At 73.1% G+C, this 25,367-nt stretch carries 19 protein-coding genes and 3 pseudogenes; 14 read left to right on the top strand and 8 right to left on the bottom strand.

The genetic code is table 11. From position 1 onward, the window contains the following. The first annotated feature begins 326 nt into the window (after positions 1 to 326). Positions 327 to 1,739: a recombinase family protein gene (locus ACK8N7_RS05465; RefSeq protein WP_500441203.1), complete on the top strand. Its 1,413-nt coding sequence runs from the start codon at positions 327 to 329 to the stop codon at positions 1,737 to 1,739. 627 nt (positions 1,740 to 2,366) lie between these two features. Here ACK8N7_RS05465 and ACK8N7_RS05460 read toward each other — a convergent pair. Further along, positions 2,367 to 2,591, bottom strand: a pseudogene (locus ACK8N7_RS05460) (Rv2578c family radical SAM protein); the annotation flags it as partial. A 182-nt stretch (positions 2,592 to 2,773) separates the two neighbouring features. Between ACK8N7_RS05460 and ACK8N7_RS05455 the strand changes: the two are divergent. Together ACK8N7_RS05455 and ACK8N7_RS05450 are read left to right on the top strand one after the other, a co-directional pair. Then, the gene (locus ACK8N7_RS05455; RefSeq protein ID WP_403210192.1) at positions 2,774 to 3,217 is read left to right on the top strand and encodes an SRPBCC family protein; all 444 of its coding nucleotides are present in this window, start codon (positions 2,774 to 2,776) and stop codon (positions 3,215 to 3,217) included. A 218-nt stretch (positions 3,218 to 3,435) separates the two neighbouring features. Beyond that, positions 3,436 to 5,856 (top strand): MFS transporter, encoded by a 2,421-nt coding sequence (locus ACK8N7_RS05450; protein ID WP_403210194.1) that lies wholly within the window; start codon positions 3,436 to 3,438, stop codon positions 5,854 to 5,856. 33 nt (positions 5,857 to 5,889) lie between these two features. On the opposite strand, the gene ACK8N7_RS05445 is transcribed toward ACK8N7_RS05450, so the two are convergent. Continuing rightward, entirely contained in the window at positions 5,890 to 6,909 is a 1,020-nt protein-coding gene (locus tag ACK8N7_RS05445) for a LysR family transcriptional regulator (protein WP_500441200.1), read from the bottom strand. 112 nt (positions 6,910 to 7,021) lie between these two features. Between ACK8N7_RS05445 and ACK8N7_RS05440 the strand changes: the two genes are divergently transcribed. Next, entirely contained in the window at positions 7,022 to 8,023 is a 1,002-nt protein-coding gene (locus ACK8N7_RS05440) for an aldo/keto reductase (protein WP_500441198.1), read from the top strand. A 129-nt stretch (positions 8,024 to 8,152) separates the two neighbouring features. Here ACK8N7_RS05440 and ACK8N7_RS05435 read toward each other — a convergent pair. Further along, a pseudogene (locus ACK8N7_RS05435) lies at positions 8,153 to 9,223 on the bottom strand (alpha/beta hydrolase); the annotation flags it as partial. Positions 9,224 to 9,498: 275 nt separating this feature from the next. On the opposite strand from ACK8N7_RS05435, the gene ACK8N7_RS05430 reads away from it, so the two are divergent. The 8 genes and pseudogenes from ACK8N7_RS05430 (at position 9,499) to ACK8N7_RS05395 (ending at position 18,707) form a co-directional block, all read left to right on the top strand. Further along, on the top strand, positions 9,499 to 10,332 hold the full coding sequence (locus tag ACK8N7_RS05430) for a M55 family metallopeptidase (RefSeq protein ID WP_032757017.1): 834 nt from the start codon (positions 9,499 to 9,501) through the stop codon (positions 10,330 to 10,332). Then, complete coding sequence (locus ACK8N7_RS05425) at positions 10,325 to 11,668, top strand: M20/M25/M40 family metallo-hydrolase (protein ID WP_403210201.1); 1,344 nt, start codon at positions 10,325 to 10,327, stop codon at positions 11,666 to 11,668. Before ACK8N7_RS05430 ends, ACK8N7_RS05425 begins: the two co-directional genes overlap by 8 nt. A gap of 39 nt (positions 11,669 to 11,707) precedes the next feature. Continuing rightward, a complete protein-coding gene (locus ACK8N7_RS05420) occupies positions 11,708 to 13,723 on the top strand; it encodes a prolyl oligopeptidase family serine peptidase (RefSeq protein ID WP_403210203.1) in 2,016 nt (671 codons plus the stop codon). 17 nt (positions 13,724 to 13,740) lie between these two features. Beyond that, a complete protein-coding gene (locus ACK8N7_RS05415; RefSeq protein WP_500445693.1) occupies positions 13,741 to 14,679 on the top strand; it encodes a S66 peptidase family protein in 939 nt (312 codons plus the stop codon). 177 nt (positions 14,680 to 14,856) lie between these two features. Further along, a complete protein-coding gene (locus ACK8N7_RS05410) occupies positions 14,857 to 16,614 on the top strand; it encodes a CocE/NonD family hydrolase (protein ID WP_500445691.1) in 1,758 nt (585 codons plus the stop codon). 191 nt (positions 16,615 to 16,805) lie between these two features. Beyond that, a complete protein-coding gene (locus ACK8N7_RS05405) occupies positions 16,806 to 17,045 on the top strand; it encodes a LapA family protein (RefSeq protein ID WP_356410505.1) in 240 nt (79 codons plus the stop codon). Positions 17,046 to 17,113: 68 nt separating this feature from the next. After that, positions 17,114 to 17,704 carry a GNAT family N-acetyltransferase gene (locus tag ACK8N7_RS05400; RefSeq protein WP_403210208.1) on the top strand — a complete coding sequence of 197 codons (591 nt, stop codon included), beginning with the start codon at positions 17,114 to 17,116 and terminating at the stop codon, positions 17,702 to 17,704. Between the two features lie 99 nt (positions 17,705 to 17,803). Next, a pseudogene (locus tag ACK8N7_RS05395) lies at positions 17,804 to 18,707 on the top strand (arginase family protein). Positions 18,708 to 18,738: 31 nt separating this feature from the next. Here ACK8N7_RS05395 and ACK8N7_RS05390 read toward each other — a convergent pair. After that, positions 18,739 to 19,092 (bottom strand): VOC family protein, encoded by a 354-nt coding sequence (locus ACK8N7_RS05390; protein ID WP_403210210.1) that lies wholly within the window; start codon positions 19,090 to 19,092, stop codon positions 18,739 to 18,741. A gap of 116 nt (positions 19,093 to 19,208) precedes the next feature. Between ACK8N7_RS05390 and ACK8N7_RS05385 the strand changes: the two genes are divergently transcribed. After that, on the top strand, positions 19,209 to 19,706 hold the full coding sequence (locus tag ACK8N7_RS05385; protein ID WP_403210212.1) for a GNAT family N-acetyltransferase: 498 nt from the start codon (positions 19,209 to 19,211) through the stop codon (positions 19,704 to 19,706). Positions 19,707 to 19,736: 30 nt separating this feature from the next. Here ACK8N7_RS05385 and ACK8N7_RS05380 read toward each other — a convergent pair whose 3' ends face one another. Together ACK8N7_RS05380 and ACK8N7_RS05375 are read right to left on the bottom strand one after the other, a co-directional pair. Further along, entirely contained in the window at positions 19,737 to 20,546 is an 810-nt protein-coding gene (locus ACK8N7_RS05380) for a class I SAM-dependent methyltransferase (RefSeq protein WP_403210983.1), read from the bottom strand. A 108-nt stretch (positions 20,547 to 20,654) separates the two neighbouring features. Continuing rightward, positions 20,655 to 22,169 (bottom strand): bifunctional phosphatase PAP2/diacylglycerol kinase family protein, encoded by a 1,515-nt coding sequence (locus tag ACK8N7_RS05375; protein WP_403210213.1) that lies wholly within the window; start codon positions 22,167 to 22,169, stop codon positions 20,655 to 20,657. Positions 22,170 to 22,441: 272 nt separating this feature from the next. Between ACK8N7_RS05375 and ACK8N7_RS05370 the strand changes: the two genes are divergently transcribed. Then, positions 22,442 to 23,647, top strand: coding sequence for an aminotransferase class I/II-fold pyridoxal phosphate-dependent enzyme (locus ACK8N7_RS05370; protein ID WP_403210214.1), 1,206 nt, complete (start codon positions 22,442 to 22,444; stop codon positions 23,645 to 23,647). A gap of 104 nt (positions 23,648 to 23,751) precedes the next feature. Here ACK8N7_RS05370 and ACK8N7_RS05365 read toward each other — a convergent pair whose 3' ends face one another. Together ACK8N7_RS05365 and ACK8N7_RS05360 are read right to left on the bottom strand one after the other, a co-directional pair. Continuing rightward, positions 23,752 to 24,402: a DedA family protein gene (locus tag ACK8N7_RS05365; protein ID WP_403210216.1), complete on the bottom strand. Its 651-nt coding sequence runs from the start codon at positions 24,400 to 24,402 to the stop codon at positions 23,752 to 23,754. Continuing rightward, positions 24,399 to 25,181: an MBL fold metallo-hydrolase gene (locus tag ACK8N7_RS05360; protein ID WP_403210218.1), complete on the bottom strand. Its 783-nt coding sequence runs from the start codon at positions 25,179 to 25,181 to the stop codon at positions 24,399 to 24,401. Before ACK8N7_RS05360 ends, ACK8N7_RS05365 begins: the two co-directional genes overlap by 4 nt. Positions 25,182 to 25,367 lie beyond the last annotated feature (186 nt).

The following is a 25,367-nucleotide window of genomic DNA, read 5'->3' as shown; positions in this document are numbered from 1 at the left end:
AGCCCGGCCTCGTCGCGTCCCCGCACAGGCGTGCATCCTCGCCGTCGCGTCCTGCCGAGGGGTGACAAACGTCCCTTTCGCCGCCTCCGGTGCGCCACTCTGGAAGGAGGCGGCCAGCGCCGTCGCCCAACCCGACGCGGTCGCCTCCCAGTTGCTGGCGATCGCCGAGGTACTCGCCCCCCTTGACCCGTACACCGAACGGAGCATGCGCGCCCACCACGCGCACGCCGCGAAGGCCCCGGACGTCCAGGTGGAGCCGGGCACGGAGTTCTGGGGGTGGGGCGGGCGCACCCTGGATGCCCCGACCTGTACCTATACTTCAATCTATGACCCCGTTTAGTAGGGGTGCGTCATACGAGCGCATCAGCAAGGCGGATAATGGCGACGAAGACGGTGTCATCCGTCAAGGCGAGGACACCGCCGAGTTGGCCGAACGGCGCGGAATCCCTTTGCAGGGGCGCCGCTTCCGGGACAACGACAAGTCGGCCACCCACGGCAAGCACCGCCCCCAGTACGAGCTGCTCATGGCTGCCGTACAGCGCGACGAAGTCGACGTCATCATCGTCTACATGCTCGGCCGGCTCTGGCGGAACCGGCGCGAACGGGCCGAGGGAATTGAGATTCTCCGCAAGCACGAGGTGTCCGTGCTGTGCGTCAAGGGACCCGAGTTGGACCTCACGACGGCCGCTGGCCGCCTCCTCGCCGGCCTTCTCGGCGAGGTCGACACGTTCGAGGTCGAGCAGATGTCGGAGCGGGAGCAGCGGGAGATGCGCCAGCGCGTCGAGCGCGGCCTGCCGCCGAGCGGGCCGCGTTGCTTCGGTTACACCGCAGACGGCACGGAACTCGTCGAAGACGAGGCCGCCGAGGTCAAGGACTGCTTTCACGCTCTGCTCGCCGGAGCGACCCTCTCCGGCATGGCCGCCGGACTCAACGGGCGGGGCATCCTCAACCGCAACGGCAAACCCTGGTCATACAACGCCATCCGCGGCGTACTCCTGAACGAGCGCTACGCAGGGCTGCGTCAGTACCGCGGCGAGCTGCACCCGGGGAAGTGGCCGGTCATCGTGGACGAGGCCATATGGCGGGAGGCGAAGCACGTCCTTGAGGACGAGAGCCGGGCGACGAGCCCGGGGCCGGGAAGGCGGTGGCTGCTGTCAGGGATCGCCCGGTGCGGTGTCTGCGACGACGGGACGACCGTGACGTCCGGGTCGCGGGGCGGCCCGAAAGGCACGCGGGGCATCACGACGCCGCTGTACCGGTGCCGGACGACAAAGCACTTGGCGCGCGGTACGGAACCGATCGACCTTACCGTCGAGGAGTACGTGATCCGGCGCTTGTCGCGCCCCGACGCCGTCGATCTCCTCGTCGACGAGAGCGCACCGGGGACGGAGGAGCTGCGGGCGAAGGCCGTTGCCCTGCGGTCCCGGATCAGCTCCCTGACCGATGAGTTCGCGGATGACGACGATGCGGACGCCGCCGAATTCAAGGCTGCTACCCGTAGGATCAAGGCCCGGCTGGCTGACGTCGAGGCACAGATGGCGCACCCGCAGCGGTCGCGCATCCTGGTGGACATCGTGACCGCCGAAGATCCCGCCAAGGCCTGGAAGGATCTGGCGCTGGACCGGCATCGCGCGGTCGTCGTGACGCTGGCCACGGTAACGCTTCTGCCCGGCCGTCCGGGCAGGGCGCCGTTCGATCCGCGATCGGTACGGATCGAGCCGCTCCCGGGGATGGGCTGACCCCGCCGGCGACGCCGACGTATCTGCGGGTGGGAGGGCCGGTCACCCGGCCTTCCCACGATATGATGCGCCGTCAGAACAGCGGCTCAGGTGCAACTTCCGAGAAGCGTCCTCCGCGGTCATCTGTAGCGAGAACCCCGGGGGCGGCCGGCGGCCACTCCCAGTCGACGAAGAGCGCGACGACACAGGCGGCCAACGCTGACCTGAGCGTCCACACGGAGGCGCCGCGGTGAGCATCACGGGAGCCGCAGGGGCTGTCCGGGGCTCCCGGGGCGATGGTCCGCGGGCTGGTTCGGCACCGGCCTGCACAGGCCGGTGCAGGACTGCCTCGACGGCGTCTTGGGCGACTGATGTGTTCCCGAAGTGGCTGCTGCTGGTGCGTCGTTACAAGCGCTTCGCTGTGCGGTCGCGCAGCAGCAGCCACTGACTCGCGTCGGCGCCGCCTGAGCGCGCAGTCGGTTCACGCAGCAGCACGGTGTAAGCCGTCCTCTCCGCCTCGCTCGGGGCGGCATGCTGGCCTGGCGCCTCCGGAGCCGGGAATGACTTTGTCATGACTTTCCAGGCCCTGTCCGCTTTCGGAGTGCTGAGCATCGGCCCTCCCGGGGCTCAATAGGGTCATGCAGTGAAGTGCAAGCAGGCGTGCGAGCAGCCCCGGTAGGGGTTCACCGTCCATTCGAACGGCATCCGCGAGGCCCCGGGCACCCTGTTCAGGATCGAACGGGCCCGGATCTCGTGGAAGGTGATGCCCCGGAATTCCGGGGTGTCGAAGGTGCGCGTGGTCACCGCGTCCGCGGCGAAGAGCGCGCTGTTGCCGGTCATGGGGCTGTTTTCGACCAGATTGTCCCAGCGCATGGACGCCTCCTCGGTAGCACTGGCCACAGAATAGAACACTTGTTCCCTTGATCGTGCTGACCGCACCCCGAGCGGCTCGAGGACCCCGATTTTGAGGGGCCGTACCGGAGGTGGTTGGCTCAGCCCAGGACACCCCCCAACCCCGAATCACCCCGAACAACCGAAGTGCTGGAGGAACAGCCATGGCGCAGGTCGAGGCCACGACGGAGCGGATCATCGCGGCGGACGCAGAGACGGTGTTCGACGCGCTGGCCGACTACAAGGACGTCCGCGGCAAGGTGCTGACCGCACACTTCAGCGAGTACGAGGTCCGGGAGGGCGGCGACGGCGAGGGCACCCTCGTCCACTGGAAGCTCCAGGCGACCAGCAAGCGGGTCCGTGACTGCCTGCTGGAGGTCACCGAGCCGACCGACGGCCGGCTCGTGGAGAAGGACCGCAACTCCTCCATGGTCACCACCTGGACCGTCACCCCGGCCGGTGAGGGCAAGTCCAAGGCCGTCGTCACGACCGTCTGGGACGGCGCGGGCGGCATCGGCGGGTTCTTCGAGCGGACGTTCGCCCCCAAGGGTCTCGGCCGCATCTACGACGAGCTGCTCCAGAACCTCGCCACCGAGGTCGAGAAGTAGGCGGCCCATCCGTGCCGGGCCCCGCGGCCCGGCTGCCGCTGGACGGCCGGCCTCACCGGATCGGGTGGTTTTCCGGGGTGGCCGGTTGTGTGCCGTAGCGGCTCCCACCGGCGCATAAGCCCTCCCAACGCGCCCTGCGCGCCCCTCATCACGTTTGCCCTGCCTTGCCGCGCGATGCGAGAAATGGGCGGCGCAGGTGCGACGAAGGGGAGCGTTACGTGGTGGGCGGTATCACGCTGGTGAAGGACGAGCCGGACGGTGCGGCAGCTCCCGTGGGGGAGCCGCCGCCACCACCGGCCGACCCCGGCCCGCTCCCGGCGGCCGAGGAGATCAGCCCCCGCCGGGTCCGTATGGTCTTCCTCGGGCTGATGCTCACCCTGCTGCTCGCGGCGCTCGACCAGATGATCGTCGCCACCGCCCTGCCGAAGATCGTCGGTGAGCTGCACGGCCTGGAGAAGATGTCCTGGGCGGTCACCGCCTACCTCCTGGCATCCACCATCGTCCTGCCGCTCTACGGCAAGCTCGGCGACCTCTTCGGCCGCAAGGGCGTCTTCCAGTTCGCGATCGTCGTCTTCGTCATCGGCTCCGCGCTGGCCGGCTGGTCGCGGACCATGGACGAGCTGATCGCCTTCCGCGCGATCCAGGGCATCGGCGGCGGCGGTCTCATGATCGGCGTCCAGGCGATCATCGCGGACATCGTCCCGCCCCGGGAACGCGGCCGCTACATGGGCCTCATCGGCGCGGTCTTCGGCCTCGCCTCCGTTGCCGGGCCCCTGCTCGGCGGCTTCTTCACCGACCACGCCTCCTGGCGCTGGTGCTTCTACATCAACGTGCCGTTCGGGCTGGTCACGTTCGCCGTGATCGCCGTCGTGCTCAAGCTCCCCAAGCCAGCCGTACGCCCCCGACTCGACGTCCTGGGCGCCGTGTTGCTGGCCCTCGCCTCCACCTGCCTGGTGCTGGTGACCAGCTGGGGCGGCACGGAGTACGCCTGGTCCTCGCGCACCATCCTCGGCCTGTCGGCGGGGGCCGTCGTCACGACGCTGCTCTTCGTCGCCGTCGAGCACCGCGCCGCCGAACCGATCATCCCGCTGCGGCTGTTCCGCGACTCGGTCTTCAACGTCACCGGTCTGGTCGGCGCGGTCGTCGGTGTCGCCCTCTTCGGCGCCGCCAGCTATCTGCCGACCTACCTCCAGATGGTCGACGGGGCCAGCGCCACCGAATCCGGGCTCCTGATGCTCCCGATGATGCTGGGCATCGTCGGCGGCTCCATCGTCTCCGGCCAGCTCATCACCCGTACCGGGCGCTACCGGATCTACCCCATCGTCGGCAGCGCCGTCTCCGTCGTCGGCATGTGGCTGCTCTCCGGGCTCGAAGTGGGCACCTCCCGACTGGAGTACAGCCTCTGGCAGGCCGTCCTCGGCACCGGCATCGGCCTGGTCATGTCGGTCCTCGTGCTCGCCGTGCAGAACTCCGTACGCCCCGCCGACCTCGGCACCGCGACCAGCGCCAACAACTACTTCCGGCAGATCGGCGGCAGCGTCGGCGCCGCGATCTTCGGCACGCTGTTCGCCGGGCGGCTCTCCGACGCGCTCGACCTCCGCCTGCCCACGGGCGTGGAACTGCCCGCCCCCGAGTCGATCACCCCGCAGATCGTCCACGCGATGGAACCGGCGCTGCGCGACGCCTACATCCAGGCGTACGCCGACGCGATGCCGCGCATCTTCCTCTACCTCGTGCCGGTGCTCGTCCTCGGCCTGGTCCTCGCCTTCTTCCTCAAGGAGAAACCGCTGGTGTCCCACCACAGCCCCGAAGCGGCCACCGAGCCCTCGCCGATCCCCGCCGCCCGCACCGACTCCGGCCGGCCCCGGGCCGGTCACCACTCCGGGGTGCCCGTCCGCGGCAGCGTCCAGCACCCGGACGGTACGAAGGTGGACCGGGCCGCCCTCACACTCATCGACGTCCAGGGGCAGCAGATCGGACGCGGGGCCAGTGGCGAGGACGGGCGCTACGCACTGAGCGTCCCGGGCCCCGGCAGTTACGTCCTCATCGCCGCGGCGGGCGGCCACCAGCCGCAGGCCGTCAGCGTCACCGTGGGCCACCGCCCCGTCGAGCTGGACGTGGTCCTCGGCGGCGCCGGACGGCTCGCCGGGTCCGTCCTGACGGCGGACGGTGTGCCGGTCCGGGACGCGGCCGTCACCCTCACCGACGTACGCGGCGAGGTCGTTGCCTCCACCCGCACCGGCCGTGAGGGCACCTACGTCATCACCGAACTGGTCGCGGGCGAGTACACCCTGGCCGCCAGTGCCCCCGCCTACCGCCCCGCCGCCCTCCCGGTCAGTGTCCAGGCGGCCCGTGAGACCCGGCAGGACATCGAGCTGGCGGGCGGGGCCGTGCTGCGCGGCGTCGTCCGGGCCACCGGTGGCCGTCCGGTGGAGGACGCCCGGGTCACCCTGCTGGACGCGGCGGGCAACGTGGTGCACACCCTCACCACCGGGCCCGACGGATCGTTCCGGTTCGTGGACCTGTCGTCCGGCGAGTACACGGTGATCGCCGCCGGGTACCCGCCGGTCGCGACCGTGCTCCAGGTGGCGGGCGGCGGCCGCACGGAACGCGACCTCCAGCTGGGCCACGAGGACTGAGGCGTACGGGGGTGAGCTGAGCCCACGGGTCCCCTACGGGCTCCGAGGGCTCAGCTCACCGCGGCTTCCGGCGCCCCGGCCTCCTGCCCCGGCAAGCTCTCGCGCCTCCGGCTCCGGTACCCCCGTCTCCGGCACCGCCGGCTCCCGGACTTCCGGCTCCCGTACCGCGTCCTCCCGCACCAGCCGCATCAGCGCCCGCGCCCCCGGGCTCAGGCTCCGCGCCGCCGGAAGCACCACCACGCTCTCGTACACCGCCTGCCGCCCGCCCGCAGGCGCCACCTCCACCGCGACCAGCCGCGCCGCCTCCGGCTTGCGGGAGAAGTGGTACGGCACCACCGCGATCCCCAGCCCCTCCTGCACCAGCTCCAGCAGGCTGTGTACGTCGTTGACCTCCAGGCCCACCGTCCGCCGGGCCCCCGCCGCCGTGAACGCCTCGTCCGCCGCACGCCGAGGCCCCCAGTCCGGGTGGAAGTCGATGAACGACTCACCCGGCAGCTCCTCCCACGCCACCCCGGCCCGCCCGGCGAACCGGTGGCCCGCCGCGCACAGCACCACCATCGGCTCCCGCGCCAGCGGCATCAGCTCCCCGCGCCACTCCGCCGGGCTGACCGTGGCGGCGAACGCGAGGTCGAGCCGCCCCCCGGCCACCCCGTCCAGCAGGCTGCTCGTCCCCTCCTGCCGCAGCCGCAGCTCCATCTGCGGGTGCTCCCGGTGGAAGGCGGCCAGCAGCCGGGCCGGGCTCACCCCCGCCACGCACTGCTCGACCCCCACCGTCAGCGTCCCGCGCAGCAGCCCCCGTACGGCGTCGACCGCGTCCCGCGCCGCCCGCGCCCCCGCCAGCGTGCGCTCCGCCTCCACCAGCAGCGCCCGGCCCGCCTCGGTGAGCCGGACCGTCCGCGTGGTGCGGCTGAACAGCGGGGTCCGCAGCTCCTGCTCCAGGGCCCGTACGGAGGCGGAGAGCCCCGACTGGGAGACGGCGAGCCGCTCGGCGGCGCGGGTGAAGTGCTGCTCCTCGGCGACGGCGACGAAGTGTTCCAGCTGACGCAATTCCATGATTGAGCAATGTAGGCGATGAATCCGAGCGGAATCTCCTGTTGGACTGCTGGATCGATCTGCGGAAGCCTGGAGGCTGTCCCCCCGGCCCTCTCCCCGCGGAGCCATTCGTATGTACCTGCCGTCCGCCGACCGCTACTCCGCCATGCCCTACCGGCGCACCGGCCGCAGCGGCCTGCTGCTGCCCGCGCTCTCCCTCGGCCTCTGGCACAACTTCGGAGGGGACAGGACCCCCGAGGAACAGGGCCGCATCCTGCGCCGCGCCTTCGACCTGGGCATCACCCACTTCGACCTGGCCAACAACTACGGCCCGCCACCCGGCTCCGCCGAACTCACCCTGGGCCGCGCGCTCGCCGGTGACTTCGCCCGGCTGCGCGACGAGATCGTCATCTCCACCAAGGCCGGCTACCACATGTGGGACGGCCCGTACGGGGAGTGGGGCTCGCGGAAGTACCTGCGCTCCTCCCTGGACCAGAGCCTCAAGCGCCTGGGCGTCGAGTACGTCGACATCTTCTACTCCCACCGCCCCGACCCCGAGACCCCGCTCGAAGAGACCATGGGCGCGCTCGACACCGCCGTACGCCAGGGCAAGGCCCTCTACGTCGGACTCTCCAACTACTCCGCCGAGGAGACGCGGGAGGCCGCCGCGGTCCTCAAGGACCTGGGCACGCCGCTGCTCATCCACCAGCCCCGCTACTCGATGCTCGACCGCCGCCCCGAGGACGGGCTGCTCACCGCGCTCGACGAGCTGGGCGTCGGCTCCATCGCGTACTCCCCGCTGGAGCAGGGCATCCTCACCGACCGCTATCTGAACGGCATCCCGGCCGGCTCCCGGGCGGCGGGCGACAGCCCGTTCCTGACGTCCGACGCCCTCACGCCTCAGCTGGTGGAGCGGTTGCGCGCCCTGGACGCCCTGGCGAAGGAGCGCGGCCAGTCCCTCGCTCAGCTGGCCCTGGCGTGGGTGCTGCGCGGCGGCCGTCTCACCTCGGCCGTGGTCGGCGCGAGCAGCGTCACCCAGCTGGAGAACAACGTGGAGGCCGTGGCGAACCTGGAGTTCGGCGAGGAGGAGCTGGCCCGGATCGAGGAGCTGCTGGGCGAGGCCGGGACCGGCTGACGCGCCCGGAGCCGTGACGCGCCCGGAGCCGTGGCGCGGCAGGGCGCGACGGGGTTCAAGGCACGACGGGGCTCAGGGCGCGATGCCCACCCCGTCGATCCGGCCCCACGCCCGCTCCAGCCAGGCGGTCAGGGAGACCCGGCCGGTGAGGTCGCTGTCCCAGGACAGGTCCCGGCGCGCGGCGGGGTCGGCCGAGAATCGCTCCACGCCCGCGTTGATCGCCCGGTCGTCGTGCGAACCGGCTTACCGCACACCCTGGTTGGAGAAGGGGTTACGGCCCCTGAGCCGCGTCGGGACGATGTCGCGGAAGGTGAACGTGGCGAACCGCAGGTGCGACTCCAGGGCGCGCTCCGGGATGCCGGTGACGGCGAGGATGTCGTCGAGGTTGCGCTGCTGGAGCGCGGTCCGCTCCGACGGGTCGGCGTCGAACCCGGTGCACTCCCGCAGCCGGGCGCGCAGCCCGGTGGCCGTCATCGTGGAGTCCGGGCGGAGCCCCTGCCGGAGCGGGTACTGCGGCTCGGCCGGGCGCGGGTGGTTGGAGCAGTAGTACTGGTACACCACGCGCAGGTCGACACGGTAGCCGTAGCCGCGCGAGCCGCCCCCGAGGACCCCGTTGGTCAGCAGCACACCGTCGTACCCGCCCGGCTCGCGGCCGTACGTCTCCGCGACCTTGGCGGCGACGTTGCCGCCCCAGGACTGGCCGTGCACGAAGGTCCGCCCCGGCTTCCCGAACCGGTCCACGAACACCCGGCGCACGCTCTCGTTGTCGGCGGCCGCCATCCGCGTCCCGTAGCCGCCGCGCCGGTAGGAGGAGCCGGCCCAGGCGTAGCCCTCCTTCACCATGACGGCCCAGCGTTCCAGGTCGCCGGTGGAGCGGGACGGGTCGGAGGCCTCGCCCAGGTCGGGACCGCCGTGGGCGTGCACGGCCAGGGAGCCGTTCCAGCGCTCGGGGACGGCGATCGCGTAGTGCGCCCCGTTCGCGTCCCGGCCGGTGTGGCACCGTGCCTGGCCGGCCAGGGCGGACGGGCAGTCGGCGGCGGTGGGGGCGGTGGCGGCCGCGGAGTCCGCCCGCGCCACGGGGACGTTGCCGGCCGTGCCGAGGACCACCGCCGCGAGGAGAGCCGCCAGAACGGCGGAGGGGCGCCGCGCCCGGCCGTACAGCGGGACGGGGCGGGCGGGTACGTGGGGGGTGATGCGCACGGGTGCGGCTCCTGGCTCTCTCCACGGCGCTGACGTGCACCGCGATGCGGGGATGCTGGGAAGCGGCCCGCCCGGGGGAGAACCCCCGTGCGCTTTGCGTTCATAGTGTTCGCCCGGGCGCTCACCGGCCCGGAGCTGCGCACACCCGCCGGAAGCGGGGCACACCGGCCGGGTCCCTCCGCAGGAGCCCACCGGAGGGACCTTCGGCGGTCCGGAGCGGCGACAGGGGCACCCTCCCTGGCCCCGTCCGCCGCCGGGGCGTACGGTGTGGCGGCATGAAGATCCTCATCAGCGCCGACATGGAGGGCGCCACCGGAGTGACCTGGCCGGCCGATGTGCTGCCGGGCACCCCGCAGTGGGAGCGCTGCCGACCGATGTTCACCTCCGACGTGAACGCGGCCGCGCTCGGCTTCTACGACGGCGGCGCCGACGAGGTCCTCATCAACGAGGCCCACTGGTCGATGCGGAACCTGCTGCTGGAGCAGCTGGACGACCGGGTCCAGATGCTCACCGGCAGGCACAAGTCCCTCTCGATGGTGGAGGGCATCCAGCACGGGGACGTGGACGGCATCGCCTTCGTCGGCTACCACACCGGAGCCGGTACCGAGGGGGTCCTCGCCCACACCTACCTCGCCAACTCCATCACCGGCGTCTGGCTCGACGGGGTCCGCGCCAGTGAGGGCCTCCTCAACGCCCATGTCGCCGCCGAGTACGGCGTGCCCGTCGTCCTCGTCACCGGCGACGACCTGACCTGCGTGGACGCCGAGGGATACGCCCCGGGCGCCCGCAAGGTCGCCGTCAAGGACCATGTATCGCGGTACGCGGCCGTGTGCCGCACCCCCGCCCGTACCGCAGCAGACATCCGGACGGCCGCGCGTGACGCCGCCGCGCTCGCCGTCCGTCAGACCCCCGTCACCGGCGGGACGTACACCGTGGAGCTGGAGTTCGACGCCGAGCATCTGGCTGCCGCGGCGACCGTGGTGCCCGGCGTCGCGCCGAGCGGTGAGAGGCGCGTCGCCTACACCAGCGGGACGATGTACGAAGGTATCCGCACGTTCAAGGCGGTGACGACCATCGTGTCGTCCGCCGTGGAGGAACAATATGGCTGACGCCCCCGGCCCGCTCGGCCTCGTGGACGAGCAGGCCCTCGACGAAGTGGTCACGTTCACGTCCGAACTGATCCGGATCGACACCACCAACCGGGGCGGCGGCGACTGCCGGGAGCGCCCGGCCGCCGAGTACGTCGCCGAGCGGCTCGCCGCCGCCGGGATCGGACCGACGCTGCTGGAACGCACCCCGGGCCGGACCAACGTCGTCGCCCGGATCCCCGGCACCGACCCGTCGGCCGACGCGCTGCTTGTCCACGGCCACCTGGACGTGGTGCCCGCCGAGCCCTCCGACTGGTCCGTGCACCCCTTCTCCGGCGAGGTCCGCGACGGGGTGGTGTGGGGGCGCGGGGCCGTCGACATGAAGAACATGGACGCGATGGTCCTCGCCGTCGTACGGGGATGGGCGCGCGAGGGGTTCCGCCCCCGCCGCGACATCGTCATCGCCTACACCGCCGACGAGGAGGCCAGCGCCGAGGACGGTTCCGGCTTCCTCGCCGACCGGCACGCGGAGCTCTTCGAGGGGTGTACGGAGGGCATCAGCGAGTCCGGCGCGTTCACCTTCCACGCCGGGCACGGCCTCTCCCTCTACCCGATCGCGGCTGGCGAGCGCGGCACCGGCTGGCTCAAGCTGACCGCCGAGGGCCGGGCGGGGCACGGCTCCAAGGTGAACCGGGCCAACGCGGTGAGCGCACTGGCCGCCGCCGTCGCCCGCATCGGTGAGCACGAGTGGCCGATCAGGATCACCCCGACCGTCCGCGCCGCGATCACCGAGATCGCCGCCCTGCACGGCATCACCGCCGACCTGGACGAGCCCGGCTTCGACGTGGCCCAGCTCCTCGGCAAGCTCGGCCCGGCCGCCGCCCTCGTCGAGAACACCGTCCGCAACAGCAGCAACCCGACGATGCTGGAGGCCGGCTACAAGGTCAACGTCATCCCCGGCCACGCCACCGCCTACATCGACGGACGTACGGTGCCGGGCGGCGAGGACGAGTTCCGAGAGACCCTGGACCGGCTGACGGGGCCCGGCGTCTCCTGGGAGTACGACCACCGAGAGATCGCCCTGCAGGCCCCGGTCGACTCACCCACGTACGCCAAACTCCGCGCCGCCGTCCAGAAGTTCGACCCCGACGGGCACACCGTCCCGTACTGCATGTCGGGCGGCACCGACGCCAAGCAGTTCTCCCGGCTCGGCATCACCGGCTACGGCTTCTCGCCGCTCAAGCTGCCCCCGGGCTTCGACTACCAGGCGCTCTTCCACGGCGTCGACGAGCGCGTCCCCGTCGACGCCCTCCACTTCGGCGTCCGCGTCCTCGACCACTACCTGCGCACCGCCTGACCCGCACCGCCTGACCAGCACCCAGGGGGGACCTCCAACGTGAACACCGTGCCCGAAGCCCCGTACGGCTCCTGGCCGTCACCGATCGACGCGGCCCTCGCCGCCTCGCACGACGGCCGGCCCGACCACCTCGGCACCGTCGGCGACGAGGTGTGGTGGACCGAGCCGCGCCCGGCCGAGGGCGGCCGCCGCGCCCTGGTGCGCCGCCGCCCGGACGGCACCACCGCGCCCGTGCTGCCCGCCCCGTGGAATCCGCGCAGCCGGGTGATCGAGTACGGCGGACAGCCCTGGGCGGGCGTGGCGCGCGAGGAGGGCGGGCCGCTCGTCGTGTTCGTCCACTTCGCGGACCAGCGGCTCTACGCCTACGCCCCCGACGGGCCGGACGCCCCCCGGCCGCTCACCCCGGTCTCGGACGTCGGCGGCGGACTGCGCTGGGTGGACCCCCAGGTGCACCCGGACCGGGGAGCGGGGGGCGAAGTGTGGTGTGTGCTGGAGGAGTTCACCGGGCCCGGACCGACCGACGTACGCCGTGTCCTGGCCGCCGTACCGCTGGACGGCTCGGCCGCCGACGACCGCTCGGCCGTACGGGAGCTCTCCGACGGCCGCCACCGGTTCGTCACCGGACCCAAGGTCTCCCATGACGGGCGCCGGGCCGCCTGGATCGCCTGGGACCACCCCCGGATGCCGTGGGACGGCACGGTGGTGATGCTGGCCGAGATCACCGACGCCGGTGAGTTCACCGGTGTGCGGCCCCTGGTGGGCGATGTCGACGAGTCGGTCTGCCAGGTGGAGTGGGACCGCGACGGCAGCCTCCTGTTCGTCTCCGACCTGGCCGGCTGGTGGGAGCTCCAGCGCATCCGCCCCGACGCCGTGGCCGGGGGCGCGGTGCCCAGCAGTCGGCTTCTGCCGCCCCGGGGCGAGGAGTTCGGCGGGCCGCTGTGGAAGATCGGGCTGCGCTGGTTCCATCCGCTGGAGAACGGGCTGATCGCCGTCCTGCACGGCCGGGGCTCCCAGCGCCTGGGCATCCTCGACCCGGAGACCGGTGAACTCGCCGACGTACCGGGGCACTGGACCAGCTGGTCCGACACCCTCACCGTGCACGGCAGCCGGGTCGTCGGTGTCGCGGCGAGCCCGCGCACCGGCCCCGAGGTCGTGGAGCTGGACACGGCGACCGGCCGCACCCGCGTCATCGGCTTCGCCCACCGCGACGCGGTCGATCCGGCCTACTGCTCCGTGCCGCAGGACCGGACGTTCACCGGACCCGACGGCCGGGAGATCCACGCCCACATCCACCCGCCGCACAGCCCCGAACGCACCGGGCCCGAGGGCGAACTGCCCCCGTACGTCGTGTGGGCGCACGGCGGCCCCACCGGCCACGCACCGCTCGTCCTCGACCTGGAGACCGCCTACTTCACCTCGCGCGGCATCGGTGTCGCCGTCGTCAACTACGGCGGCTCCACCGGCTACGGCCGCCACTACCGCGAACGGCTCCGCGAACAGTGGGGAGTCGTCGACGTGGCGGACTGCGCGGCCGTCGCCGACGCCCTGGTCGCCGAGGGCGCGGCGGACCCCCGCAGGCTCGCGGTCCGGGGAGGCAGCGCGGGCGGCTGGACCGCCGCCGCCTCGCTCACCGGCACCGACCGTTACGCCTGCGGCACGATCCTCTACCCCGTCCTGGACCTGGAGGGCTGGTCGACGGCCGGCACCCATGACTTCGAGTCGCAGTACCTGGAGTCCCTGATCGGACCGGCCGCCGAGGTCCCCGAGCGCTACCGCGAACGCGCGCCGATCAACGGCACCGACCGGCTGACCACCCCCTTCCTGCTGCTCCAGGGGCTGGACGACGAGGTCTGCCCGCCCGCCCAGTGCGACCGGTTCCTCGCCGCCGTCGCGGGGCGGGGCGTCCCGCACGCGTACATCGCGTTCGAGGGGGAGGGGCACGGGTTCCGGCGGGCGGAGACCCTGGTTCGGGCGCTGGAGGCCGAACTCTCCCTCTACGTACAGACATTCGGTATCGACCGGGCCGACGTGCCGCCGCTGGAGCTGAAGAAGTGACGGTGGCTCCTTCACGGATGGCCCCTCTGGACCGCCCGCCCCGGCTGCGCCCGGGGTCGCGGGTCGCCGTCGTCGCTCCCAGCGGTCCCGTCCCCGCCGACCGGCTGGAGGCGGGGCTCGGGGTGCTGCGCGACTGGGGCCTCGAACCCGTCGTGGCTCCTCATGTCCGGCACATACACCCGGAGTTGGACTACCTGGCCGGGACGGACGCGGACCGGGCGGCCGACCTCCAGGCCGCCTGGTGCGACCCCGCCGTGGACGCCGTGCTCTGCGCCCGGGGCGGGTACGGCGCGCACCGGATGGTGGACCTGGTCGACTGGGCGGCGATCCGGGCCGCCGGGCCCAAGGTGTTCGTCGGCTACAGCGACATCACCGTGCTGCACGAGGCGTTCGCGCTGCGGTCCGGCTTCGCCACGCTGCACGGCCCGATGGTCGCCACCGAGGCGTTCCTCAAGGACGCCCCGACCCGTGAACACCTGCGCGCCACCCTCTTCGAGCCGGAGACCGTCCTGACCCTCGGCCTGGACGCGGCCGCCGCCCTGTTGCCGGGGCGGGCCCGGGGGGTCCTGTACGGGGGCTGCGTCAGCCTGCTCGCCGCCGACGCCGGTACCCCGCACGCCCGGGCCGGCGCCCGGGGCGGACTGCTCGTCATCGAGGACACCGGGGAGGAGCCCTACCGGCTCGACGGCATCCTCACCCGGCTGCTGCGCTCCGGCGCCCTGGAGGGGGTGTCCGGGGTCGTCTGCGGCTCCTGGCAGGAGTGCGGACCGTACGAGAAGATCCGCGCGGTGCTGGCCGACCGGTTCGGCCCGCTGGGGATACCCGTGATCGAGGAGCTGGGCTTCGGTCACGGTCCGACCGCGCTGACGGTCCCGCTGGGGGTGCCTGCGGTACTCGACGCCCCTGTGGACGGCGGCCGCTGCACGCTGACCGTGGAGACCCCCGCGCTCCTCTAGGCCCGGGCACTTCAGGTCGCTCCCTCCGGGCATCCTTATGTGAAGGTCCGTCAACAACCGCTGTCCTGAGCGTTGACACGGCTATGACACGTGTCACAGCATGAGCGCGGCCCAATACTTACCGGTCGGTAAGGTGTCCTCGGTGTGGAGGTCTTCGTGTCAGGTGCTGTCCCCAGCTTGCGCAACCCGCTCGTCGCGGTCGCGGCGGCCGCCCTCGCCGCCCCCCTCGTCCTCTCCGGCCCGGCCCACGCCGAAGCCGCCCCGTACACCGTCACCCCGCTGAAGTTCACCGTCCAGGCGGGCGGCCGCTCCTGCGTGGTCGACGCCGACCTCTACCGCCCCGCAGGCGTCGACGCGGACAGTCCCGCCCCCGCCGTCCTCGCCACCAACGGCTTCGGCGGCAGCAAGTCCGACGGCTCGACCGACGCCATCGGCAAGGCCGTCGCCGCCCGCGGCTACGTCGGCCTCGTCTACTCCGGGCTCGGCTTCGGCAGGTCCGGCTGTCTGATCACCCTGGATGACCCCGCCATCGACGGGAAGGCCGCCAGCGGACTCCTCGACTTCCTCGGCGGGACCCGCGCAGCCGACGACGGCACCCGCGCGGACTACGTCGTCCAGGACGGCGAAGGCGACCCGCGTGTCGGCATGATCGGCGGCTCCTACGGCGGCGCCATCCAACTGGCCACCGCCTCCACCGACCCCCGCGTCGACGCCCTCGTCCCGCTCATCACCTGGAACGACCTCGCCTACGCGCTCGCCCCCAACAACACCGGGGCACGCACCGGCGTCACCTCCGACACCCCCGGCGTCTTCAAGTGGCAGTGGACCAACGGGTTCTACCTGATCGGCGAGGGGCAGCCGCTCCTCAACCCGAGCCTGGACCCGTCCCGCTTCAACCGGCTGGACTGCCTGCACTTCGCCGCCCAGGCCTGCGAGACCATCCGGCTCCTCAACTCCGGCCGCTACCCGGCCGACGAAACCCGCGCGATGCTCGACTACGCCCGCAGCGTCTCGCCCGTCTCCTATCTCAGCCGCGTCAAGGCCCCCACCCTGATCGTCCAGGGCCAGGCCGACAGCCTGTTCAACCTCAACGAGGCCACCGCCACGTACAGGACGCTCAAGGCGCAGGGCACCACGGCCAAGATGATCTGGCAGTCCTGGGGCCACAGCGGCGGCCAGGTCCCCGGCGAACTCGACCTGGGCGAAGGCAACCTGGAGACCAGTTACGTCGGCCGACGCGTGCTCGCCTGGTTCGACCGGTACCTCCAGAAGGAGGCGGACACCGACACCGGACCCGAGTTCGCCTACTACCGCTCCTGGCAGAGCGGTTACGGCACGGCGGCCGCCGTGCCCGCCCTGTCGCAGAAGATGTACCTGTCCGGCGACGGCAAGCTGGTCGACAACCGCTCCAAGGTGGTCCGTGGCAGCCGCCAGTACACCAACTGGCTGGTGCCGACGAGCCATTCGGAGAGCTCGATCGCCCCGCTGATCGGACTGCCCGACTCGAAGCCGTACGACACCAAGGGCACCTACCTCGGCTGGCGCAGCGCCCCGCTCACCGCACCCGTCGACGTGGTCGGCGCCCCGAAGGCCACCCTGAAGGTGGTCTCGCCGAAGGCGGAACGGGTCCAGAACAGCGGGGACGCCTCCGACAGGCTCGTCCTCTTCGCCAAGGTGTACGACGTCGCCCCCGACGGCAGCAGGGCACTGGTGAACCGCCTCGTCTCACCGGTCCGGGTCCCCGATGTCACCCGGCCCTTCACGGTGGAGTTGCCCGGCATCGTCCACCGGTACGAGAAGGGGCACCGGCTGGAGTTCGTGATCGCCGCCAGCGACACCGCGTACTTCGGCAACCGGGGCATCAAGCCCGTCACCGTCGTCAGCGCCCCCGAGGACACCGGGGTGCTGGAGCTCCCGGTGGTCCCGGCCGGCTGACCGCCCCGCCCGCCCCCGACACCCCGTCCGCCCCCGGAACCCCCGTTCACCAGCGCGCCCCGTTCACTCGAACGGCCGTACAGCACCGCCCCCCGGACCCGGCACAGGGCCATGCTGGGAAACCCCCGGGGGGGCGGCCGCGTGGCACGACGGACGGGCCGGACGCGAGGAGCGAGCGGAAGGACCGGGCCATGAGTCCCAAGGACGTGACGAGCGACGGCAGGCGTGGCACCGGGCTGTGGACCCCGGGGCGCATCGCCGTCGCGGTGCTGGTCGCCCTCGTCATCGTGTTCATCTGCGTGAACACCCAGAAGGTCACCATCCGGGTGATTGTCCCCGAAGTGACCATGCCGCTCTGGCTCGCTCTGCTCGCGATGTTCCTCATCGGCCTGGTCTGCGGCGGCTATCTGTTCCGCCGCAAGCGCAAGTGACGCCGGGGGCGCACGTGACGGGGGGGGCCTGCCGCCCCTACCTCCCGTACCCGTCGTACGCTGGGGCGATGCCCGATCCGAACGGTCACCGGAGCCCGACCGCCCCGTACCTCGCCGAAGGCCCGCGAACGGCCCTGCGCCGCTTCAACGACGCCGACGCGGCGGAGTTCACGGCCCGCGCCCGGGAGAGCCGCACCCTCCACCGCCCGTGGCTCTTCCCGCCGGAGCGCGCCGCCACCTACGCCGCCTACACCGAGACCCTCGTCCGGGACCCGGCCCGCGAGGGTTTTCTGGTCTGCGAGCGCGGCGAGCCTGGCGAGGGCGAGGCGGACGGGGCCATCGCCGGGTTCATCAACATCAACAACATCGCCCTCGGCGGCTTCCGCTGCGGTGCCCTCGGCTACGGGGCCTTCGTCCACGCGGCCGGGCGCGGACTGATGGGCGAAGCGCTCGGCCTCGTCATGGGCCTGGCCTTCGGGCCGCTCGGCCTGCACCGCCTGGAGGCCAACATCCAGCCCGGCAACGCGGCCTCCATCGCCCTGGTCCGGCGGGCGGGCTTCCGCCTGGAGGGGTTCTCGCCCGACTTTCTCCACATCGACGGCGCCTGGCGCGACCACGAACGCTGGGCGATCACGGCCCCGGCCGCCGAAGCCGCGTAACCCTCTCTTCCGGGGCCCGCCGAACCCTCTCTTCACACTCTTCCGGGGGCCGCCGAATCCCTCTTGAGGCCGCCCGGAGCAGCGGCGAGGATGGGGCGCATGCGCACCGTCGTGGTCCTCGACGCCCCCTCCAACCTCGGCCTGCGGCCCCCCGCCCCCGGTACCGTCCCGGGCTGCTACAGGCTGGCGGGCGCACTGCGCGAGCAGCGGATCGTGCAGCGCCTCGGGGCGCTGGAGGGCGGAGTCGTGGTCCCGCCGCGCTACGACCTGGGGGAGTGGAAGGAGGGCGACGGGGTCTTCAACGCCGCCGCCATCGCCCGGTACACCCGCACCCTCGCCGACCGCGTCGAAGGACACGTAAGGGCCGGAGAGTTCGCCCTGGTCCTCGGTGGTGACTGCTCGATCCAGCTGGGCGCGCCGCCCTCGCCCTGCGCCGTCCCGGCCGGTACGGGCTCGCCGCCGTCGACGGGTCCCCCGACTTCCGGCACTCCGGCAACAGCGACCGGATCGGGGCCGCGGGCGGCGAGGAGCCGGCGATCTCCACCGGGCGCGGCCAGGCGGACCTCGCCGACATCGACGGGCTCGGCCCCTACCTCAAGGACGAGGACATCCACCTCTTCGGCATGCGCGACGGGGACGAGGACCGGGCCGAGCTGGCCGCCCTGAAGATCCCCCACGCGACCGTCGGCCAGATCCGGGAGTGGGGCGCCGCCGAGCTGGCGCGGACCACCGTGGAGAGCCTGGAGACGCCCGCCCTCGACGGCTACTGGGTCCACCTGGACGCCGACGTCCTCGACCCGAGGATCATGCCCGCCGTCGACAGCCCCGACGGCGGCGGCCTGCTGCCCGGCGAACTCGCCCCGCTGCTGCGTACGCTGGTCCCCTCCCCTCCCCGCGCTGCGTCGGGCTCAACGTGACCATCTACGACCCGGATCTCGACCCGGACGGCACCGCGGGCGCCCTGCTCGCCGACCTCGTCGTCGGAGCTCTCGCACCGGCCTGAACGGGCCGCCCCCGCCCAGGCCCGGGGCGGATCAGGCCATGATCTTGCGGTCCGCGTACTCGAAGACCGAACCGTCCGGGTGCAGCGCGATCAGGTTGCGGCCCGCCGGGGTCGGCAGCGGCCCCGCGACGATCCGCGCGCCCGCCCGGGTCAGCGCCGCGTTCGCCTCGTCCACGTCCTTGACGGCGATGGTCGCGCTCACCTTGCGCAGCACCTCCAGCTCCGACTCGGGCCCGCTCATCAGCAGGAAGCAGCCGATCGCGGCGACCGAGACCCCGCCGCGCTCGAAGCGCAGGGCCGGGGTGCTCGTCAGCCCCTCGTAGAAGGCCACCGCGGCCTCCAGGTCGTCGACGCAGATACGCAGCGTGGTTCCCAGGATCTCCATGCGTACGAGGGTAGTTGGCGTGCGCCGGGGGCGTGATCGATTCGGGTCCGCTCCGGCCGCTCCGGTCCGCAAGGAATTCGGTTGCCGCGGTGGGGGCGCGGTGCGAGGGTCGCGCCATGGAACGACGTACGCCCGGGGAAGTCACCGTCCGCCCCTACCGGCCCGAGGACTGGGACGCCATCGCCCGCATCCACGACACCGCCCGTCTGGACGAGCTGCGCGGCTCGGTCGGCGTGGAGGCCTTCCTCACGCTCGCGGAGACGCACGAGGAGGAGGGGCTGTTCGACGGCGACCTCTGGGTGGCCGAGGCACGGGACCGTACGGGCGCGGTGCCGGTGGTGGCCGGCTTCGCGGCCTTCGCGGACGCCGAACTGACCTGGCTGTACGTCGACCCCGCCCGCTACCGCCAGGGCATCGGGCGGGTCCTGCTGCGCCATGTGCTGGAGGCCGACGACTCGGCCCGGATCGAGTGCACGGTCCTGGCCGGGAACGACAACGCCCGCGCCCTCTACGAGAGCGCGGGCTTCGTGGTCGTCGAGACCAAGTCCGGGAAGCTCGCCGGGAACGAACGGTTCGCGGCGACCGGGCACGTCATGGAGTGGCTCCGGCCCTGAGGCCGCGCGCTGTCCCCGTAGCGCCTCCGGTCACCCCCGGCAGAGCACCTCGCCGTGCGGGACCATGAACCAGCCGTCGTCCTCCACGCCCCAGCCACGCCACGTGGCCGCGATGGCCGTCAGCTGCTCGGTGCTCGCATGGCCGCCCCGTACCGCCAGCTCGGCGTAGACCGAGTCCGTCGTACGGTCCGCCCACAGCCCGCTCCACCAGGCGCGGGTCTCCGGGGTGGCGAAACACCAGGCGGCGGCGGTCGGGGTGATGTCGGGGAACCCCGCCTGCCGCGCCCAGGAGAGCAGCATCCGCCCGGCGTCCGGTTCGCCGCCGTTGGCGCGGGCCACCCGCCGGTAGACCTCCTGCCACTCCGACAGCCCGGAGGTCTCGGGGAACCAGGCCATCGCCGCGTAGTCGCTGTCGCGCGCCGCGACCACCCCACCGGGCCGGCAGACGCGCCGCATCTCGCGCAGCGCCTGCACCGGGTCGCCCACATGCTGGAGCACCTGGTGGGCGTGGACGATATCGAAGGAGTCGTCGGGGAAGTCCAGGGCGTGGACGTCGGCCACCGCGAACTCGACGTTCTCCAGACCGCGTTCGGCGGCCACCGCGGCCGCCTGCTCCAGGATGCCGGTGCCGGTGTCGACGGCCGTCACCCGGCCCGGCGCGACCAGCGCGGCCAGGTCGGCGGTGATGGTGCCGGGGCCGCAGCCGACGTCCAGCACCGCCATGCCGGGCCGGAGTTCACCGAGCAGGTAGCCCGCCGAGTTGGCGGCGGTCCGCCAGCGGTGCGAGCGCAGCACCGACTCGTGGTGGCCGTGGGTGTAGACGGCGGTTTCTTTCGGCATGGCAGCGTCCGGCATGGCGGCGTCCTCTCTCGATTCAGCAACTACCGTACGCCGCCATGCCGGATGATGAGATGGGCGTCTTGGGATGTGGACGCGGTGTGGGGAGAGCTACACGTGCATCGGGCAGTAGACCGTCAGCGCCTCCGGCAGCTTGTCGATCAGCAACTCGGTCCCGGAGTGGGCCACTTCACCGTCGTACGCGTACGGAGTCCCCGGCGCCAGACCGGCGATCCGCACCCGGCGCCGCCGTACCGCGGCGTGCGCGGGGGAGCGGGTCAGGGGTCCGGCCACCGCCGCCGCCAGCAGACGCAGCGCCGGGCCCCGGCCGCCGTGCACCACCCTCACGTCCAGCAGCCCGTCCGCCAGGTTGTGACGCCGGCCGGGCGCCGGGCCGACCCGCTGGAAGAGGCCGTTCCCGACGAACACCAGCCACAACGGGCGCCTGCGTCCCTGGAGTTCGGCTTCCAGAGGGCGCTGTCCGCGCAGTACGTGGAGGGCGGCGAGCACCCCGGCCGGCCAGCCGCCGATCCGGGGCGACCAGTGCTCCCGCTTCCGTACGAGCTCCGGATAGGCGCCCAGGCTGAAGGCGTTGAGGAAGTAGCCGTCGGCCCCCTCGGGCCCCTTCGGGCCGGGGCGGAACCGGCCCAGGTCGACCTGTATGGCATCGCCCGCCGTGAGCGCGGCCGCCGCTTCCTGGACCGTCTCGATGCCCAGGTCGTAGGCGAAGTGGTTGAGGGTCCCGCCGGGGAAGACCGCAAGCGGCATCCCGTGCGTCGCCGCGACGGAGGCCGCCAGGTTCACCGTGCCGTCGCCCCCGCAGACACCCAGCGCCTTCCCCCGGCCCGCCGCCTTCTCCATTGCGGTGGACAGGTCGGCGGGCGCACACTCGACCACCTCGGCGAGAGGCAGCGCCTCCCGCACCATCGACGCGGTCGCGGTGGCCGTCCCGGACGCCTCGTTCACCACCACCACGAGGCCCTTCCCGCCGGGCAGCGCGGGAGCCTCACCGGGCGGGCGGCCGGGCGCGGGGAGCTGGCCCCGGGTGGGGACGACCCCGCGCAGCGCGAACGCGGCTCCTACGCCGAGCGCCGCCCCGGCCAGCACATCGCTCGGATAGTGCACCCCCGTGTAGACGCGGGAGGCGGCCACCGCCGCCGCGACGGGGGCGACGACGGCACCCCAGCCCTTCGACTCCAGCGCCACCCCGGTGGCGAAGGCCGCCGCCGAGGCCGCGTGGCCGGAGGGGAAGGACGTGGTCACCGGCTGCCGCTTCAGCTGCCGCATGACCGGCACATGATCGAGTATCGGCCGCTGGCGGCGGACCGCCCCCTTGCCGACGGTGTTGATGGCCACCGACGCCACGGCCAGCGAAGCGACCCCGCGCAGCGCCGCACGGCGGGACCGGGCGCTGGAGCCGAGGGCCGCGATGCCGACCGCCGTCCCGAACCAGAGCAGCCCGTGGTTGGCGCTCCGGCTCAGCTGGGGCAGCAGGGGGTCGGCGCCCGGCCAGTGCCGTCCCGCGACGTTCTGGAAGACGGCCAGGTCCCGTCCTTGCAGCCAGCTCCGCACCCGGTCGGCGGCGGGGGCGGCGGATGATGTGTTCGGTGACGACTTGGGCGACATGGCTCAGCGAATACCCGGAGACCGGCCGATGAACCAGCAGGCGCGCTGAGAGCCTCACCACGCGGCGCCGGCCACCGGCTCAACGGCCCAGGATCCGCCCGGTGGGCCGGCCACCGGCGCAGCCGCCCAGGGACCCCCCGGCGGGTGGCCACCGGCCCCCCGGGTGCGCAATTGGGCGGGCGGCCCGGCCCGAACCTCCGTATAAAGGGCCCTGAGAGCGCCCCGGAGCCGTAGCGGAACAGTCGTGGCCGGTGGCGGCGGAGGAGGCCGGAATGCACGAGGACCACGGGCCCGTCCGCTACGGGCCGCCCGCCCCCGACCCCGGCCTGCCCGTCATCCCCCAACTGGCCGCGGTCCTGGCCGCCGCGGCGGACCGCACCCGCCCCGAGCCGCCAGGCGGCGGCCGCGTCCTGCGCGAGGCGGCCTGCGCCTACTGGGCCCGGCGCGGCCTGCACGGCGGGCCGGAGAACATCGTGGCGGCCCCCGGCGACCAGCCGCTCCTCCTCGCGCTGATCGCCGCGCACGGCGGTGACGTCCTGATGCCCCGCCCCTGCCCGGCCACCTGGATGCCCCAGGCCCGGCTGCTCGGCACGCCCGCCTACCAGGTGCCGACGCCCGCCGAATGCGGGGGCGTCCCCGACCCGTACGCCCTGCTGGAGACCGTGCGCCGGGTACGGGCCGAGGGCGGTCGGCCGAAACTGCTGGTGCTCTCCGTCGCCGACGACCCCACCGCCACCGTCGCCCCGCCCGAGCTGGTGCGGGAGGCCTGTGAGGCGGCGGTCGGCGAGGGGATGCACATCATCAGCGACGAGACCTGGCGCGACACCGTGCACCGGCCCCGCGACACCGTCCTGCTCAGCCCCGCCGAGATGTGCCCCGACGACGTCACCGTCATCAGCGACCTCTCCGGCGGACTCACCCCCGCCGCCTGGCCGGTCGCCGTCGCCCGCTTCCCGGAGACCGGGCGGGGAGCCGTGCGCCGGGCCCGCACGCTGGACGTCCTGACCGCGCTGGGGGCCCTGGTCGCCGGTCCGCTGGCGCCCGCCGCCGCCCACGCCCTCGGGGAGCCGGAGGCCGTACGGGAGAGGATCCGGCAGGCCGCGGGGCTCCAGTGCCAGGTGGCCGCCGCCGCCCACCGCGCGGTCCTCACCGCCGGAGTCCTGGCCCGCCCTCCACAGGCGGGCCGCCACCTCTACGCGGACCTCGGCCCGCTCCGCTCCCGGCTGGCGGACCTGGGTGTCACGGACTCCATGGAGCTGGAGGAGCACCTCACCGACCGGCTCGGCGCCCCGACCCCGGGCGGCCACCGCTTCGGGGACGAGCTGGGCGCCCTGCGCGTACGGCTCTCCACCGGGCCGCTGCTGGGGGCGACGGCCGAGGAGCAGCGGGAGTCCCTCACCGCCGAGGAGCCCCTGGAGCTGCCGCATGTGGCGCGGGCACTGAGCCGGTTCGCAGCGGCCTTCGGCGAGCTGCGGTGACCTTCAGGAGGTGAGCGGTGGGGAAGGCGGAGACGTCAGCTCGTCCCTCGGCGGAGACCAAGCCCTACTAGGCCCGTCGCGTTCCCCGTCCCATGACGGGGGCCTCAGCTCGTCGCGTCGCCCGTCCCGTGGCCGAACCGGGCGCGCAGCTTCCGCCACACCGCCGGCGCCACACTGATCAGCACGGTCAGCGCCACCGCCGCGACCACGCCCTGCCAGGGCTCCGGGAAGAGCGAGCCGCCCAGGATCCCGATCAGCTGGTACGTGGCCGCCCACGCCAGACACGCCGGCACATCGCCCCGGGCGAACGTCTTCAGCGGCATCTTCCCCAGCAGACAGGCCAGCATCACCGGGATCCGCCCGGCCGGCACCAGCCGGGACAGGATCAGCACCGTCCCGCCGTGCTCGTCGAGCTTCTCCTGCGCCTGCGCCAGCCGCTCCGGCGCGGCCCGGCGCGTGAGCGCCTCCAGCCACTTCGAACCGTGATTCGAGCGCACGCCCCGCTGCCCCAGCCAGTACAGGCAGACGTCCCCCAGGAACGCCGCTCCCGAGGCCACCGCGAAGACGAAGAGCATCGAGAACGGTGACGACTGGTGGAGCGCCACCACCGCCGCCGAACTCACCAGCGCCCCCGTCGGAATCACCGGCACCAGGGACCCCAGCGCCACCAGGAGGAAGAGCGTCGGGTAGCCCACGGCCTGCTGGGCCGACTCACCCGGCAGCTCCCGCACCACCGACTGGAACTCCTGGATCACCGGCCGGCCTCCGGCCGGACCCGCTCGCCGTGGGACAGCAGGTGCACCGCCACCGCGGGCGCCCGTATGCCCGCCTGCCGGACGAACTCGTCGCCCGGCCCGTGGAACTCGTGCGGCCGCACCCCGTCCAGACCGATCGGCCAGTACGTGCCGTAGTGAACCGGCACCGCCGAGCGAGGCTCCAGCAGGGTCAGCGCCTCGGCGGCCCGGGACGGGTCCAGATGGCCGTGCCCGAGGTACGGGCCCCAGCCGCCCACCGGCAGCAGCGCCACATCGACCGCGCCCACCGCCTCGGCCATCTCGTCGTAGAGCCCGGTGTCCCCGGCGAAGTACGTCCGCGCCTCGCCCTCGACCACGTAACCGAGCGCGGGCACCCGGCGCGGCCCGACCGGCAGCCGCCGCCCGTCGTGGAGCGCCGGAACCGCCCGCACCCGCACCTCGCCGACCCGTACCTCGTCGCCCGCCCGCACCTCGGTGATCAGGAGCTCCCGCCTCCGGCGCAGGGCCCGCAGCCCGGGCACGGCCGCGACCGCGCCGCTCGGCACGATCAGCCGGGTGCCGGGGGCCAGCCGGGACAGCGACGGCAGATGCAGATGGTCGGAGTGGAGATGCGAGACCAGCACCACCTCGGCGAGCGCGGCCTGCGGCGGCGGCACCTCACCCCGGCGGCGCCGCAGATGCGCGAAGCGCCGTACGAACAGGGGGTCGGTCAGCACCCGTACCCCGGAGTCCTCGATCGTGCAGGTGGCATGACCCCACCAGGTGACCTCCACCGGCACGTCCCGCCTCCTTCTTCGGCCTCCGCGACCCGATGTCCCGGAGAGGCCCACGCCATCCCGTACCCAGGAGCGCCGCCGGTACGAGCCTATGCGCCCCCTGGCCTCCACCACGACGGCCCTGACCGGGGCCGACGCTGTGAAAAGCTGGGGAGCGGGCTCCTGACGGACGGGCCCGCAGGGGGAGAA

Origin of the sequence: Streptomyces griseobrunneus, from assembly GCF_046713465.1 — a bacterium.
Taxonomy (GTDB): domain Bacteria; phylum Actinomycetota; class Actinomycetes; order Streptomycetales; family Streptomycetaceae; genus Streptomyces; species Streptomyces microflavus.
Note: the sequence above shows the minus strand (reverse complement) of the source record. Positions and strands in the feature narration are given on the sequence as shown.

Coding starts and splice junctions, on each gene's coding strand:
- ACK8N7_RS05400 (WP_403210208.1), top strand. CDS start 17,114: ATGCCCGATCCGAACGGTCACCGGAGCCCGACCGCCCCGTACCTCGCC.
- ACK8N7_RS05430 (WP_032757017.1), top strand. CDS start 9,499: ATGAAGATCCTCATCAGCGCCGACATGGAGGGCGCCACCGGAGTGACC.
- ACK8N7_RS05385 (WP_403210212.1), top strand. CDS start 19,209: ATGGAACGACGTACGCCCGGGGAAGTCACCGTCCGCCCCTACCGGCCC.
- ACK8N7_RS05375 (WP_403210213.1), bottom strand. CDS start 22,169: ATGTCGCCCAAGTCGTCACCGAACACATCATCCGCCGCCCCCGCCGCC.
- ACK8N7_RS05455 (WP_403210192.1), top strand. CDS start 2,774: ATGGCGCAGGTCGAGGCCACGACGGAGCGGATCATCGCGGCGGACGCA.
- ACK8N7_RS05440 (WP_500441198.1), top strand. CDS start 7,022: ATGTACCTGCCGTCCGCCGACCGCTACTCCGCCATGCCCTACCGGCGC.
- ACK8N7_RS05405 (WP_356410505.1), top strand. CDS start 16,806: ATGAGTCCCAAGGACGTGACGAGCGACGGCAGGCGTGGCACCGGGCTG.
- ACK8N7_RS05370 (WP_403210214.1), top strand. CDS start 22,442: ATGCACGAGGACCACGGGCCCGTCCGCTACGGGCCGCCCGCCCCCGAC.
- ACK8N7_RS05445 (WP_500441200.1), bottom strand. CDS start 6,909: ATGGAATTGCGTCAGCTGGAACACTTCGTCGCCGTCGCCGAGGAGCAG.
- ACK8N7_RS05390 (WP_403210210.1), bottom strand. CDS start 19,092: ATGGAGATCCTGGGAACCACGCTGCGTATCTGCGTCGACGACCTGGAG.
- ACK8N7_RS05415 (WP_500445693.1), top strand. CDS start 13,741: ATGGCCCCTCTGGACCGCCCGCCCCGGCTGCGCCCGGGGTCGCGGGTC.
- ACK8N7_RS05465 (WP_500441203.1), top strand. CDS start 327: ATGACCCCGTTTAGTAGGGGTGCGTCATACGAGCGCATCAGCAAGGCG.
- ACK8N7_RS05425 (WP_403210201.1), top strand. CDS start 10,325: ATGGCTGACGCCCCCGGCCCGCTCGGCCTCGTGGACGAGCAGGCCCTC.
- ACK8N7_RS05380 (WP_403210983.1), bottom strand. CDS start 20,546: ATGCCGAAAGAAACCGCCGTCTACACCCACGGCCACCACGAGTCGGTG.